Below are 14,373 nucleotides of genomic sequence, written 5' to 3' on the forward strand. Positions count from 1 at the left end.
GTCGAGGACAGCGGCTAGCGGACAGCCACCTCACGAGTCCGATTGCTATACAAGTCTGGACCACCTCCTTTCCCGTGTACCGCCACGCTATCCACATCCCCGTGAGCCCGGCAACGGATTTGGATCACAGGCGGAACGGGAATCGGGGGCGCCAGCCGATCAGTCCAGGCCGATCGGTCCCTCGCGGGGGCCCTCCTCGGAGGCGGGCTGGACGGCCAGCGACGGGAAGTCGGCCAGGTCGCCCTCGGGCTCGGCGTCCCACTCGGGGAAGACCAGCGGCTTCTGGAGATAGAGGCAGAGCAGCTGGGCGAGGTGCCGCAGCCCGTCGAGGTGGGTGCGCTCGTGCCCGTGGGTGGCGTCCACGCCGAAGCCGAGCAGCGCCACCCGGGCGTGCGCGCCGGCCTCGACCGCCGCCGCGACGTCCGAGCGGTAGTAGTCGAAGACGTCCCGGACCAGGTCGACGTCGTGCTCCCGGGCGATGGCGGCCAGGTGCCGGGTGAGGTGGTAGTCGAACGGGCCCACCCCGTCACCCATGGCCAGGGTGGCCGCGTGCTCCCGGGACTGCTGGCCGGGCGCGACCACCGCGGCGTCCACCGAGACGATCTCCGCGACGTCGGGGTCGAGGCCGTGGCTGGCCCCGTGCCCGATCTCCTCGGTGACCGTGACCAGCAGGTGCGCGGTGACCGCCGGGGTGACGCCCGCGTCGACCATCGCCTTGAACGCGGTCAGCACCGCGGCCACGCCGGCCTTGTCGTCCAGGTGCCGGGACTTGACGTACCCGCTCGGGGTGATCGTCGGGTGGGCGAGCAGCGCCACGAAGTCCCCGGCGTCGACGCCGAGCGCCCGGAGCCCGGCCTCGTCGGTGACCGGCTCGTCGACCCGGACCTCGACCAGCTCCCAGCCGACGCCCTGGAGGTCGACGCCCTCGTTGTAGCGGTGTCCGCTGGCCTTCAGCGGCAGCACCTGGCCGGTGACCACCCGGTCCAGGTCGTCGGTGAAGATCCGCACGTGGGCGCCCTCGGCGAACCGGGCGCTGTGCGTGCCGATCGGCTTCACCTCCAGCCGGCCGTTCTCCTTGAGCCGCTTGACCATCCCGCCGATGGTGTCGGTGTGCACCACGATCGCCCGGTCGGCGCCGGTCTGCCGCGGACCCGGCAGAGAGGCGCTCAGCGCCCCGCGCCGGGTCAGCGTCGAGCTGACGCCGAGCGCGGAGAGCCGCTCGCCGACGTACTGCTGGATGTGGTCGGTACGCCCCGACGGGCTGGGGATCTCCAGCAGCTCCACCAGCACCTGGCGCAGGTAGTCGAGGTCGAGCTCCAGCGGCTTCGGGCTCACACCGCACCTCCCGTGCCGGCCGGCGACCAGAGCCGCTGCGGCGCCCGGGTGCCGGGGAAGAGCAGGTCGACGAAGCGCTCGGCGGTGGGCTGCGGCTCGTGGTTGGCCAGGCCGGGCCGCTCGTTCGCCTCGATGAACACGTGCTCCGGCCGGTCGGCGGCGGGGACCAGCAGGTCCAGCCCGGTGACCGGGATGTCCAGCGCCCGGCTGGCCGTCACGCACGCCTCGGCGATGGCCGGGTGCAGCTCGGCGGTCACGTCGTGGATGGTGCCGCCGGTGTGCAGGTTCGCGGTCCGGCGGACCGCCAGCACCTGACCCTCGGGGAGCACGTCGTGCATCCGGTGGCCGGCGTCGGCCACCACCTCGCGGGTCATGTCGTCGATCGGGATCCGGGACTCGCCGCCGGTGGCGGCCGCGCGGCGGCGGCTCTGCCGCTCGATCAGCTCGGTGACGTCGTGCACCCCGTCGCCGGTGATCTGCGCGGGCCGGCGGACCGCCGCGGCCACCACCTCGTGGTCGATGACGACCACCCGCAGGTCCTCGCCCTCCCGCAGCTCCTCGATCAGCACGTCCGGGCAGAACCGGCGGGCCAGCTCGACCGCCGCGGCCAGCGCCTCCGGCGTGCGGACCCCGACCGTGATGCCGTTGCCCTGCTCGCCCCGGGCCGGCTTGACCACAACGGGGCCGACGTCGGCCAGGAACGCCAGGTCGTCGGCGTCGCCGGTGGCGGTCCGGCCGCGCGGCACCGACAGCCCCGCCTCGGCGAGGATGCGCCGGGTGACCCGCTTGTCGTCGCAGCGGCTCATCGCCACCGCCGAGGTCAGCTCGGAGAGCGACTCGCGGGTGTGGACGGTCCGGCCGCCGCTGCTCAGCCGCAGCTCGCCCCAGCGCGGATCGGTCACCTCGACCCGGATGCCGCGCCGCATCGCCTCGTCCGCGACGATCCTGGCGTACGGGTTGAGCTCGTCGTAGCCGGCCGGCATGGCGGGCAGGAAGAGCCGCTCGTTGATCGGGTTCTTCCGCTTCACGCAGAGCGTCCCGGTGCGGTGGAAGCCGAGCCGCTCGTAGAGCCGGATCGCCCCCGAGTTCTCGGCCAGCACCGACAGGTCCACGTACGCCCGGCCGCGCGCGTCGAGCCGGTCGGCCAGCGCGGTGAGCAGCGCCTGGCCGGTGCCGGGCGGCGCCGTGTTGAAGTCGACGGTCAGGCACCAGAGGCTGGCGCCGTTCTCCGGGTCGTCGAAGACCGCCACGTGGTCCACCCCGGTGATGGTGCCGACCACCTCGCCGGCGGCGTCCTCGGCGACCAGGTGCAGGAACCGGTCGGTGCCGGCGTTGTCGACCAGCACCTCGACCGGCGCGGTGACCATGCCGTTGCGGGCGTAGATCCGGTTCACCGCGTCCGCGTCGCCGGCGTCGCGCAGCGGCCGGACGGCCAGCCCGGGGATCTCGCCGCTCTCGGTGGCGGCCGGCCGCCGCTCGCCGAGCGGCAGCCGGTAGGTCAGCGACGGGTCGATGAACAGCTCGTCGGGGAGGCGGGAGACCAGCACGTGCGGGTCGCGCAGGTAGATGCAGATGTCCCGGGCGCCGACCGCCTCGGAGCGCAGCACGTCGGCGACCTCGACCTGCTCGGCGAAGGTCTGCCCGAAGACCAGCCGGCCCCAGCCGCAGTCCAGCACCACGCCGGACCCGTCGACGGGCCGCCGGCGCGGCTCGGGGGCGCCGGGCGCGACCGGGTCGCCGCCCGGGCCGACCCGCTCCCGGCGCCGGCCCAGCACCCGATCCCGGTCGGTACGCGCCGCGCCGGTGGCGAGGGTGTCGGTCACGGTCAGTCGATTCCGTGGCTCTGGAGCCACATTTCCAGGAGTCCCAGCTGCCACAGCTTGTTTCCGTTCAACGGGGTCAGTTCGGCGTTCGGGTCGGCGAGCAGCGCGCCGACATAGTCGGTGCGGAACAGGTCGCGGCGGCGGGCCTCGGGCGCGGTGAGCGCGTCGCGTACCCGGTCGAGGAGCTTGTCCTCCAGGTGGGTGAGGCCCGGGACGGGGAAGTAGCCCTTCGGCCGGTCGATGACCTCGTGCGGCAGGACCCGCCGGCCGATCTCCTTGAGCACGCCCTTGCCGCCCTGGGCCAGCTTCAGCTCCGGCGGGCAGCTCGCGGCCAGCTCGACGAACTCGTGGTCGAGGAACGGCACCCGGGCCTCCAGCCCGTGCGCCATGGTCATGTTGTCGACCCGCTTGACCGGGTCGTCGGTGAGCATGACCTGGGTGTCGATGCGCAGGCCGGCGTCCACCGCGGTCTGCGCCCCGGGCCGGCCCAGGTGCGCGGCCACGAACTCCCGCGCCGGGTCGCCGTCGGCCAGCCACGCCGGATTGAGCACCCGGGCCAGGCCGGCCGCGTCGCGGTCGAAGAACGCCGTCGCGTACGTCTCGAGTGCCCGGTCGCGGTCGATCCCGGCCAGCGGCGGGTACCAGTGGTAGCCGCCCAGGATCTCGTCCGCGCCCTGGCCGGACTGGACCACCTTGACGTGCCGGGCGACCTCCTGGCTGAGCAGCCAGAACGCCACGCAGTCGTGGCTGACCATGGGCTCGCTCATGGCGGCGACGGCGGCCTCCAGCGGCGGCAGCAGGTCGCCGGTCGGCACCCGGAGCTGGTGGTGGTCGGTGCCGAAGGTCTTCGCCACCAGGTCGGAGTAGACGAACTCGTCGCCCTCCCGGCCGCCGACCGCGTCGAAGCCGATGGAGAAGGTGGCCAGCCCGGACTGCCCCTCGCCGGCCAGCAGTGCGACCACGAGGCTGGAGTCGAGCCCGCCGGAGAGCAGCACGCCCACCGGCACGTCGGCCACCATCCGGCGGCGGACGGCGGTGGTCAGCGACTCCAGCAGGGCGTCCTGCCAGTCCCGCTCGGACCAGCCGGCCCGCTCGGCGGCGCGGGTGAAGGACGGGTCCCAGTAGACCCGGTCGCGGCTGCTGCCGTCCGGCTCGTACACCCGAACGGTGGCCGGGGGGAGCTTGGCGACGCCGCGCAGGATGGTCCGCGGCGGCGGCACGATGCTGTGGAAGCTCAGGTAGTGGGCGAGCGCCACCGGGTCGATGCCGGTGTCGACGCCGCCGCCCGCGAGCAGGGCCGGCAGGGTCGAGGCGAAGCGCACCACGCCGGGGCTCTCGGCCAGATAGAGCGGCTTGATGCCGAGCCGGTCCCGGGCCAGCACCAGGCGGCCGGTGTCCCGCTCGCTGATCGCCACCGCGAACATGCCGACCAGGTGGTCGACGAAGTCGAGCCCCCACTCGGCGTACGCCTTGACCACGACCTCGCTGTCGCCGGCCGAGAAGAAGCGGTGCCCCTTGGCCCGCAACTCCTCGCGCAGCTCGCGGTAGTTGTAGATGCAGCCGTTGAAGACGCCGGTGAGGCCGGCGGCCGGATCGACCAGCGGCTGGCCGCTGGCGGCCGAGAGGTCGATGATCTTCAGGCGCCGGTGTCCCAGCGCCGTCGGCCCCTGCGACCAGACTCCACTGTCGTCGGGACCTCGGTCACTCATCGTGGCCGCCATCCGCTCCACGGCCGACACGTCGGCGCGTGAACCGTCACGGCGGAACTCTCCAGCCAGTCCGCACATGCCAGGCAACTCTGCCAGAGGATGCTGCAGCTCGCCTGTTGAGCTGATGTCGGTGACGTTACGTCTTTGCTAAGATGCGCGCCCACGCCGAACGGGCGGCTGGCCTGGGCGAAGATCCGGTGGCCGGGCGGGCCGGGTGCCCGAATCGGGCCGGGCCCGCGGTGTGACAAACACCGCAGGCCCGGAAACGGACACCGGGTCGCTCAGCCGGCGGTACGCGCCACGCCGACCGGGCAGCTCAACCCGTTGGGGCCGTGGTTGCAGTAGCCGTTCGGGTTCTTGGTCGGCGCGAGGTACTGCTGGTGGTAGTCCTCGGCGAAGTAGTAGTCGCCGAGCCGGGCGATCTCCGTGGTGATCTCACCCTTGCCGGCCCGCGCCACGATCGGCGCGAAGGCGTCCCGCGAGGCCTGCGCGGTGGCCAGCTGCTCGTCGGTGGTGGCGTAGATCGCCGACCGGTACTGCGTACCGACGTCGTTGCCCTGGCGCATGCCCTGGGTCGGGTCGTGGTTCTCCCAGAAGACCTTGAGCAGGTCCTCGTAGCTGATCTTTGACGGGTCGTAGACCACCTGGACCACCTCGGCGTGCCCGGTCATCCCCGAGCAGACCTCCTCGTACGTCGGGTTGGTGGTGTAGCCACCCGCGTAGCCGGCCGACGTGGTGAGCACGCCCGGGAGGGTCCAGAACAGCCGCTCGGCGCCCCAGAAACAGCCCATCCCGAAGACGGCGACCTGCGCGCCGGCGGGGAAGGGGCCCTTCAGCGAGGAGGGCAGCACCTCGTGCCGGTCGGCGATCGGCATCGCGATCGGGCGGCCCGGCAGGGCCTGGTCGGGGGAGATCATTTCGGCCTTCATGCGGCGAAGGAACACGGTGGGACTCCTCTCTCGGCTTTCCCAGCCTGTGCAACACCGCGGTGCACCGCTTCCTTACCCGGGCGGGGCGATCGCAGGCTCCCGCCGCGCGGGCGGCCGGTCCGGTCGTCACCGACTCCGCAGGACTGGCCGAATGAACTTCCCGTTTTCCACCCTTGTTCCACGAAGGACCCGCTACCTTGACTGAGCGTTCAGTCGGTGGCTCCGACCCGGCGCCCCGGAGCGTGGCACCGGAAATCGCGGATCGGCCACCGCGGCCCTGGCCGGCGGGACCGGGGCTGACCTGCCCCCGGTCCCGCCGGCCAGCGGCCTGCCGTCGGCCTCCGGTCGGGCGGGGCGGACGGTCAGGGCCCAGCCAGGGCGGCGGCGACCCGCTCGGCGTAGCCGTGGGCCTCGGCGTCGTCGGCGTAGCGGGTGCGGGGCCAGAAGAAGCCGCGCAGCCCGTCGCCCTTCGTCCGTGGCACCACGTGGGTGTGCAGGTGCGGGACCGACTGCGACACCTTGTTGTTCATCGCCACGAACGTCCCGCCGGCGCCGAGGCCGGTCTCCACCGCCACGGCGATGCGCTGCACCAGCCGGAAGTAGCCGGGCAACGCGTCAGCCGGCAGGTCGGCCAGGGTGACCAGGTGGGTGCGGGGCACCACCAGCACGTGGCCCTTGAACACCGGCCGCGTGTCCAGGAACGCCACGCCGTCGGCCTCGTCGGCGACCCGGAACGCCGGCACCGCACCGGCCACGATCCCGCAGAACACGCACCCACTCACCCGGCCAGGCTAGTCGGCGACCCGCCGGACGGCCTGCGGGCGGGTTCCACGCGGTGGGACGGGCGGGCGGACTAACGTCTCGGGAATGAGTCACGGCTTCGAGACGCTCGCCATCCACGCCGGTCAGGACCCGGAGGCCCGCACCGGCGCGGTGATCCCGCCGATCTATCAGACCAGCACCTACGCCCAGGACGCCGTCGGCGCGCCCCGGGAGGGCTACGAGTACAGCCGCTCCGGCAACCCCACCCGGGACGCGCTCCAGGAGTGCCTGGCCGCGCTGGAGGGTGGGCCGGTCGGCCTCGCCTTCGCCAGCGGCCTGGCCGCCGAGGACACCCTGCTGCGGACCGTCTGCAAGCCGGGCGACCACGTGGTGATCCCGGACGACGCATACGGCGGCACCTACCGGCTGTTCGCCAAGGTGGCGGAGCGCTGGGGGCTGGACTACACCCCGGCCCGGGTTTCCGACCCGGACGCGGTCCGGGCCGCGATCCGCCCCGGCGCCACCCGGATCGTCTGGGTGGAGACCCCGACCAACCCGCTGCTCGGCATCGCCGACATCGCCGCGCTGGCCGCCGTCGCGCACGAGGCCGACGCGCTGCTGGTGGTCGACAACACGTTCGCCTCGCCGTACCTCCAGCAGCCGATCGCGTTCGGCGCGGACGTGGTGGTCCACTCCACCACCAAGTACATCGGCGGGCACTCCGACGTGGTCGGTGGCGCCCTCGTCGCGGCCGACCGGACGCTCGGCGAGGAGCTGCGCTACCACCAGAACGCGATGGGCGCCGTCAACGGCCCGTTCGACGCCTGGCTCACCCTGCGCGGCATCAAGACCCTCGGGGTACGGATGGACCGGCACTGCGACAACGCCGAGCGGATCGCCGCCTACCTGGACGGTCACGCCAAGGTCGCGCAGGTCATCTACCCGGGCCTGCCGGCGCACCCGGGTCACGAGGTGGCCGCCAAGCAGATGCGCAGGTTCGGCGGGATGATCTCCTTCCGCGCGGCGGGCGGCGAGGAGCACGCCGTGGAGATCTGCAACCGGGCCAAGCTCTTCGTGCTCGCCGAGTCGCTCGGCGGGGTCGAATCCCTGATCGAGCACCCGGGGCGGATGACACACGCGAGTGCTGCCGGCTCGCCGCTTGAAGTTCCCGGCGATCTCGTGCGACTGTCTGTCGGCATCGAGACGGTCGACGACCTGCTCGCCGATCTGGAGCAGGCGCTGGGCTGACCGCTGGCTGGGGAGGATGGCCGTGCAGGACATCATGCCGACGACCTGGGTGGGGGCGACCGCCAAGCAGATCGCCCGCGGCGTACGCCGGGGCGACGTCTCCGCCACCCAGGTCGTGGCCGACCACCTCGACCACGTCGCCCGGGCCGACGCCGAGCTGGCCGCGTTCCGCTCGGTACGCGGCGGCGAGGCGATCACCGAGGCGGAGAAGGTCGACGAGCAGGAGGACCTGGCCAACCTCCCCCTGGCCGGCGTGCCGGTCGCGGTCAAGGAGAACACCCCGGTCGCCGGCCTGCCGACGTGGAACGGGTCGGCCGCCGTGCGTACCCCGGTGGCGGAGGCCGACCACGAGGTGGTCCGCCGGCTGCGCGGGGCGGGCGCGGTGATCCTCGGGGTGACCCGGATGCCGGAGCTGGGCCTCTGGGCCCTCACGGACGACGACACCGGCGTCACCCGCAACCCCTGGGACCTGCGGCGTACCCCCGGCGGCTCCTCCGGCGGCGCGGCCGCCGCGGTGGCCGCCGGGCTGGTGCCGATGGCGCACGGCAACGACGGCCTCGGCTCGATCCGCATCCCGGCGGCCTGCTGCGGCCTGGTCGGGCTCAAGCCCGGCCGGGGCGTGGTGCCCTGCCAGCTCGGCGCGGACGACTGGTTCGGCCTCACCGAGCATGGCATGCTGACGAGCACCGTCGCGGACGCGGCGGTCGGCTTCTCGGTGCTGGCCGGGCGCCGCCCGGACAAGCTGGTCCCGCCGCCGCGGCTGCGGGTGGGCGTCTCGCTGCGCTCGCCGGTGCTCGGCGTCTCGCCGGACGCCCCCAACCGGGACGCGGTCGCCGCCGCCGGCCGGCTGCTCGCCGCCGCCGGGCACGACACCGTCCCCGCCGACCCGGTCTACCCGACCCGGCTCGGCCTGCAGGGCATCGCCACGTGGTTCGCCGCGGCCGCCGCCGACGTGCAGGCCGCGGGCGTGGAGCGGCGCGGCCTCCAGCGGCGCAGCCGCCGGCACGTCGCGCTCGGCGAGTGGGCGCAGCGCCGGGGGTACGTGCGCGAGGCCGACCGGGCCGCCTGGCGCGAGCGGTCGGTGAACTTCTTCCCCGACCACTCGGTCGACCTGCTGCTCACCCCGGCGCTGGCCGGCCCGCCGCCGGAGGCCGCCGGCTGGTCCGGCCGCTCCTGGCTGGCGAACATGAAGGCCAACATCCGGTACGCCCCGTACGCCGCGCCGTGGAACATCGCCGGGCTGCCGTCGATCGTGGTGCCGGTCGGCCGCCGCCCGGACGGCCTGCCGGTCGCCGTGCAGTTCGTCGGCCCGCCCGGCTCGGAGCTGCTGCTGCTCGGCGTCGCCGGCCAGTTCGAGATGCAGGCGCCGTGGCAGCGGCACGCGCCCGGCTACCCCCGGGTCGGGACGGGGTCGCCGGCGCACGCATGATCGTCTAGCGTGTGCGCACCTCTCCACGCGCACACCACCCGGACGGTCGCCATGCAGTGCCAGACCTGCGGGGATCCGACGTCCCCGGCGTACAACGAGTGCCGGCGCTGTGCTACTCCGCTCGGCCTGCCGGCGGTGCTGCCCGGCCGACCCACCTACCCGGTGCGCGGGTTCGGCCTGGCCGCGGCGGTCGCGGTCGGCGCGGCCACCCTGCTCTATCTACCGGGCGCGCTGTTCCCCCTGATCGGCGCGGCGATGGCGCGGTCCGCCGCGACGCAGCGGGACGGTGACCTGCTGCTCGGTGCGGTGGTCGCCGAGGGACTGCTCGCGCTGCTGTACATGGTGGCCCTCCTGGTCGCCGGCGTGCTGGTGATCATCTGGACCTGGCGCGTGCGGAAGAACCTCGAGGCGTTCCCGGGCGCCCTGCCGTCCCTCGGTCCCGCCTGGGCGATCGCCGGCTGGCTGGTGCCGTTCGCGAACTTCGTCGTCCCGGCGCGGGTGCTGGCCAACGTGGCGCGGGACAGCCTGTGGCGCCGACGGACGCCCCCGCTGGTCGCGCTCTGGTGGGCCGCCTGGCTGCTGTTCCTCGTCGCCGACGCGACGATCAACAAGCTCGACAACGACCGGTACGCCGAGCTGGCCGAGACGCCCCGCAGCCCGGCCCAGTTCGCGGCGTACGTCGACCACTATCAGCAGGCGCTCGGCCCGCGGCTCGTCCCCGCGCTGGCCTGCCTGGTCGCCGGGGTCTCGTTCGTCGTGCTGATCCGGCGGATCTCCGCCGCTCAGCAGGACCGGATCGCCAAGGCCGCACCCGCCTGGCCCGCCTGGCCCGGCCACCCCGGCTGGCCCGGCCACCCCGGCTGGCCCGGTCACCCTGGCTGGCCCGCTCACCCCGGTTGGCCGGCCGGCGCCGGCCCGGCGTACCCGGCGTACCCGGCGCAGCCGGTCACCGGCGTGCCGCACCAGGTGGTGGGCGATCCATCGGCGACGTCGCCGCAGGTTCCGCCGGGTGCGGGTGGCACGATCGGGGCATGACGGAACTGGTCGGTCTCGCCGACGTACAGGCCGCGCGGGAACTGCTCGCCGGCGTCACCCGCACCACCCCGCTGGAGCCCTCCCGGCCGCTCAGCGCCGCGCTCGGCGGCCCGGCCTGGTTGAAGTGCGAGAACGTGCAGCGCGCCGGGTCGTACAAGGTGCGGGGCGCCTACGTGCGGATCTCCCGGCTCTCCGCCGAGGAGCGGGAACGCGGCGTGGTCGCGGCGAGCGCCGGCAACCACGCCCAGGGGGTGGCGCTCGCCGCCGGCCTGGTCGGCGCGCACGCCACGGTCTTCATGCCGGTGAACGCGCCGCTGCCGAAGGTGGCCGCCACCAAGGGGTACGGCGCACAGGTCGAGCTGGTCGGCAACACGGTGGACGAGTCGCTCGTCGCGGCGCAGACCTTCGCCGAGCGGACCGGGGCGGTGTTCATCCACCCGTTCGACCACCGGGACGTCATCGCCGGGCAGGGCACGGTGGCGCTGGAGATCCTCGAACAGTGCCCGGACGTGAAGACCATCGTGACCGGGGTGGGCGGCGGCGGGCTGATCTCCGGCCTGGCGGTGGTCGCCAAGGCGCTGCGCCCCGACGTACGGGTGATCGGGGTGCAGGCGGCCAGCGCGGCCGCCTTCCCGCCCTCGCTCAAGGCCGGCGAGCCGGTCCGGCTGCCCTTCTTCTCGACGATCGCCGACGGGATCGCGGTCGGCCGCCCCGGCGACCTGACCTTCACCCACGTGCGCAAGCTGGTCGACGAGATGGTGACGGTCTCCGAGGAGGACATCTCCCGGGCGCTGCTGATGCTGCTGGAGCGCGGCAAGCAGGTGGTGGAGCCCGCCGGCGCGGTCGGCGTGGCGGCGCTGCTGGCCGGGGCGGTGGAGGTGCAGGCGCCGGTGGTGGCGGTCCTCTCCGGCGGCAACATCGACCCGCTGCTGATGCTGCGGGTGATCGAGCACGGCCTGGCGGCGGCCGGCCGCTACCTGCGGGTCACCGTCCGCTGCACGGACCGGCCGGGGCAGCTCGCCTCGCTGCTCGGCGAGATCGCCGAGCACCGGGCCAACGTGGTCGACGTGGTGCACCAGCGGGCCAACCCGCACCTGCGGCTCGGCGAGGTGGAGGTGGCGCTCTCGGTGGAAACCCGCGGCGTGGAGCACTCGGACACCCTGATCAGCGCCCTGCGGGCCAGCGGCTACCAGGTGGTCTTCGCCGGCGAGGGGTGAGCGGCGCAGACGCGACCGCCCCGGCCGGACGGTGCCGGTCGGGGCGGTCGGGGTGTGGCTCGGGTCCGAGGAGCCTGTCAGCCTCGGTCGGGTCGGGACCCGAGCCGTCCGGCGCGGGTCCGGTTGGCGGCTAGCCGGAGAACGGCTCGAACTTGACGACCGTCACCTTGATGTCGGCCCCGCTGGGGGCCGTGTAGGTGCAGGTCTGGCCCGCCTTGCCGCCCAGGATCGCCTTGCCGAGCGCGGACTCGGGGCTGTAGACGGTGAGGTCGGTCGTGGAGGCGATCTCGCGGGAGCCGAGCAGGAAGGTCTCCGTGTCGTCGGCGTCGTCGTCGAAGTAGATCGTCACGACCATGCCGGGGGACACCGCATCGGCGGTCGGCGCCTCGCCGACCTTGGCCGTGCGGAGCAGTTCCTTCAGGTAGAGGATGCGACCCTCCGCCTTGCCCTGCTCCTCGCGGGCGGCGTGGTAGCCACCGTTCTCCCGCAGGTCGCCCTCCTCGCGCCGGGCGTTGATCTCGGCGGCGATGACCGGCCGGTTGGCGATGTGCTCGTCGAGCTCGGCCTTCAGGCGGTCGTATGCGTCCTGGGACAGCCAGGTGGCGGGCGCCTCGTTGTCATTGGTGGACACAGGCGAACTCCTCGTTGGTGCGGACTGGCTGACAGGTGAACTACCAAGTTACCAGTGCCGGGCACGTCAGGGTGTCGCCGATCACCCCGGGTGCCGGCTGTGGGACCCGGGGTGCGTGTGCCGGCGGCTCGCCGGCTCCCGGCTCAGCCGGCTGGTCGGCAGCGCAGTACCTCGCCGATGAAGGGGCGGGCCGTGGTTGGCACCTCCTGCCGGGTCCGGACGTGCCGTTCGCCGGGCGCGGCCGTCACGGTGGCCTCGACGTGGCCCACCTCGGCGCCGTCGTGGGAGCGCGCCCGCAGCAGGCAGGTCGCCGAGCCGCCCTTCGGGACGGTGACGCGGAACTCGACCACCACCCGGGAGTCGGTGATCCCGGTGTAGGTGATCACCTCGGCGCGGTAGTCGGGGTCGCCGTACTGGCCGTAGAGCCGGGCGCTGACCAGCCCGAGCAGCGCCAGCAGGACGGCCGCCACCAGCACGAGCAGGAGGGGACGGCGGCGCCCCGGCTCCCGGCGGCGGCCGTAGCGGCCGGGCGGGAAGACCGGTGTACCCGGTGCGACTGTGGCGTGCGTCTCGCTCACCGGCGGGTATCTCCTGGCGTTGTTGTCGGCGGCATCGGCAAGAATGGCAGAGTCCATCTTCCCAGCCCGGCGCTGAGTCAAGGATGGCAGGTCGGCCCCGCCGCCGACCGGCCAGCACGGGGGCTTTCGCGGGCACGGGGGAGATTCCGGCAGTTCAGCCGGGCGGGCCCGGGCGGGCCGGGCCCGGTGGGCACAGACGAGGAGCGCCGAAGGTGGCAGAGCAGCTGCGGCTCATGGCGGTGCACGCCCATCCCGACGACGAGTCGAGCAAGGGCGCCGCCACCATGGCGAAATACGTCGCCGAGGGGGTGGATGTCCTGGTCGTCACCTGCACGGGCGGCGAGCGGGGCAGCGTGCTCAACCCCAAGATGGACCGGCCCGACGTGTGGGCCAACATCGGCGACATCCGCCGCGCCGAGATGGACGCGGCCCGGGCCATCCTCGGCATCGAGCAGGCCTGGCTCGGTTTCGTCGACTCCGGGCTGCCCGAGGGCGACCCGCTGCCGCCGCTGCCGGAGGGCTGCTTCGCCCTGGAGGACGTCGACGTCGCGGCCGCCCCGCTGGTGCGGCTCATGCGCCAGTTCCGCCCGCACGTCGTCACCACGTACGACGAGGAGGGCGGCTACCCGCACCCCGACCACATCATGACCCACAAGGTGGCCGTGGCCGCCTTCGAGGCCGCCGGGGACCCGGACCGTCACCCGGAGCTGGGCGAGCCGTGGCAGCCGCTGAAGCTCTACTACGACGTGGGCTTCTCGCGGGCCAAGATCATGGCGCTGCACGAGGCGATGCTCGCCGCCGGCCTGGAGTCGCCGTACGGCGAGTGGATGAAGCGCTGGGAGGATCGTGCCGACAAGGGTGGGCGGATCACCACCCGGGTCGAGTGCGCCGAATACTTCCCGGTCCGCGACGACGCGCTGCGCGCCCACGCCACCCAGATCGACCCGGACGGCTTCTGGTTCCAGGTGCCGATGGACCTCCAGCAGCGCGCCTGGCCGACCGAGGACTTCCAGCTCGCCCGTTCGCTGGTCGACAGCCCGCTGCCCGAGTCCGACCTCTTCGCCGGGGTGCGCGAGACGTGCCATGCCCGCTGATTCCCCGGCGGGCTACGCTGGTCCTCAGCCGCACATCGGAGGAACACCATGCTGACCGCCGCCCAGGTGCTCGCGGAGAACAACTTCGGTGACACCCGTACGGGTGGTCTGGCCGGCCCGATGGGCCTCTTCCTCATCGTGCTGCTGGCCACCGCCACCGTCCTGCTGATCCGCAACATGAACGCCCGGCTGCGCCGGCTGCCCGACCGGTTCCCGCAGCAGGGCGGTCCGGCCGAGCCGGGCCGGACCGACGCGACAGTCGCCGATCCGACAGACGGGACCACCGCGCAGGAATCGCCGACGAACGCCCCCAACGGCTCCGAGCAGCGCCGGAACGGCTGAACAGCGCGTGAATCACGCCGAAGCCGGTCGTCGACCCCTGTTGCGACCACCGGCTTTGGCTTAGCCTTCCGCCGGGGGGATCGAACAGGCCCCGAGCCGTGCGCGGAAGGGGGGCGCCGATGTCGATGGCAGCAACCGCCCCCGACCATGCCCTCGGCCCGCCGTCCGACGGGGTGGGTCCGTGACCTCCGGTCGGGCCGGCGAACCCCCTGATCGGCTGGGCCTGCGCGGCACGCCGGTC

The 14,373-nt window shown here is 73.6% G+C and carries 13 protein-coding genes; 6 read left to right on the plus strand and 7 right to left on the minus strand.

All coding sequences use genetic code 11. The features are described from left to right. Window positions 1–159 precede the first annotated feature (159 nt). The 5 genes from ABZV78_RS13985 to ABZV78_RS14005 all read right to left on the minus strand — a co-directional run bounded on the left by ABZV78_RS13985 (window position 160) and on the right by ABZV78_RS14005 (window position 6,578). On the minus strand, window positions 160–1,335 hold the full coding sequence (locus ABZV78_RS13985) for an osmoprotectant NAGGN system M42 family peptidase (protein ID WP_355638479.1): 1,176 nt from the start codon (window positions 1,333–1,335) through the stop codon (window positions 160–162). Next, the gene (ngg, locus tag ABZV78_RS13990) at window positions 1,332–3,158 is read right to left on the minus strand and encodes an N-acetylglutaminylglutamine synthetase (protein ID WP_355638481.1); all 1,827 of its coding nucleotides are present in this window, start codon (window positions 3,156–3,158) and stop codon (window positions 1,332–1,334) included. The genes ABZV78_RS13985 and ngg overlap by 4 nt, the downstream gene beginning before the upstream one ends. A 2-nt stretch (window positions 3,159–3,160) precedes the next feature. Then, window positions 3,161–4,945, minus strand: a complete 1,785-nt coding sequence (locus ABZV78_RS13995) for an N-acetylglutaminylglutamine amidotransferase (RefSeq protein WP_355638483.1) — start codon at window positions 4,943–4,945, stop codon at window positions 3,161–3,163. 203 nt (window positions 4,946–5,148) lie between these two features. Further along, the gene (gene msrA / locus ABZV78_RS14000; protein ID WP_355638485.1) at window positions 5,149–5,811 is read right to left on the minus strand and encodes a peptide-methionine (S)-S-oxide reductase MsrA; all 663 of its coding nucleotides are present in this window, start codon (window positions 5,809–5,811) and stop codon (window positions 5,149–5,151) included. Window positions 5,812–6,158: 347 nt separating this feature from the next. Next, window positions 6,159–6,578 carry an HIT family protein gene (locus tag ABZV78_RS14005; protein WP_355638487.1) on the minus strand — a complete coding sequence of 140 codons (420 nt, stop codon included), beginning with the start codon at window positions 6,576–6,578 and terminating at the stop codon, window positions 6,159–6,161. 85 nt (window positions 6,579–6,663) lie between these two features. Here ABZV78_RS14005 and ABZV78_RS14010 point away from each other — a divergent pair, with 85 nt between their 5' ends. From ABZV78_RS14010 to ilvA, 4 genes are read left to right on the plus strand one after another with little or no spacing between them, the layout of a single operon-like run. Next, on the plus strand, window positions 6,664–7,806 hold the full coding sequence (locus ABZV78_RS14010; protein ID WP_355638488.1) for a cystathionine gamma-synthase: 1,143 nt from the start codon (window positions 6,664–6,666) through the stop codon (window positions 7,804–7,806). Between the two features lie 16 nt (window positions 7,807–7,822). Continuing rightward, on the plus strand, window positions 7,823–9,235 hold the full coding sequence (locus ABZV78_RS14015; protein WP_355638489.1) for an amidase family protein: 1,413 nt from the start codon (window positions 7,823–7,825) through the stop codon (window positions 9,233–9,235). Between the two features lie 9 nt (window positions 9,236–9,244). Further along, entirely contained in the window at window positions 9,245–10,270 is a 1,026-nt protein-coding gene (locus ABZV78_RS14020) for a DUF4328 domain-containing protein (RefSeq protein ID WP_355638490.1), read from the plus strand. Next, window positions 10,267–11,487 (plus strand): threonine ammonia-lyase, encoded by a 1,221-nt coding sequence (gene ilvA / locus ABZV78_RS14025; RefSeq protein WP_355638492.1) that lies wholly within the window; start codon window positions 10,267–10,269, stop codon window positions 11,485–11,487. The genes ABZV78_RS14020 and ilvA overlap by 4 nt, the downstream gene beginning before the upstream one ends. 130 nt (window positions 11,488–11,617) lie before the next feature. Here the strand turns inward: ilvA and greA are convergent, their stop codons facing one another. Continuing rightward, the gene (gene greA, locus ABZV78_RS14030; RefSeq protein WP_091260184.1) at window positions 11,618–12,118 is read right to left on the minus strand and encodes a transcription elongation factor GreA; all 501 of its coding nucleotides are present in this window, start codon (window positions 12,116–12,118) and stop codon (window positions 11,618–11,620) included. Window positions 12,119–12,261: 143 nt separating this feature from the next. After that, window positions 12,262–12,696, minus strand: coding sequence for a DUF4307 domain-containing protein (locus ABZV78_RS14035; RefSeq protein ID WP_355638494.1), 435 nt, complete (start codon window positions 12,694–12,696; stop codon window positions 12,262–12,264). A gap of 212 nt (window positions 12,697–12,908) precedes the next feature. Between ABZV78_RS14035 and mca the strand changes: the two genes are divergently transcribed. Both mca and ABZV78_RS14045 read left to right on the plus strand, forming a co-directional pair. Then, complete coding sequence (gene mca, locus ABZV78_RS14040) at window positions 12,909–13,790, plus strand: mycothiol conjugate amidase Mca (RefSeq protein WP_355638496.1); 882 nt, start codon at window positions 12,909–12,911, stop codon at window positions 13,788–13,790. Between the two features lie 48 nt (window positions 13,791–13,838). Beyond that, window positions 13,839–14,132 carry a hypothetical protein gene (locus ABZV78_RS14045; RefSeq protein WP_355638498.1) on the plus strand — a complete coding sequence of 98 codons (294 nt, stop codon included), beginning with the start codon at window positions 13,839–13,841 and terminating at the stop codon, window positions 14,130–14,132. Window positions 14,133–14,373: the final 241 nt, after the last annotated feature.

Origin of the sequence: Micromonospora sp. NPDC004540 (assembly GCF_040610095.1) — a bacterium.
Lineage (GTDB): Bacteria > Actinomycetota > Actinomycetes > Mycobacteriales > Micromonosporaceae > Micromonospora.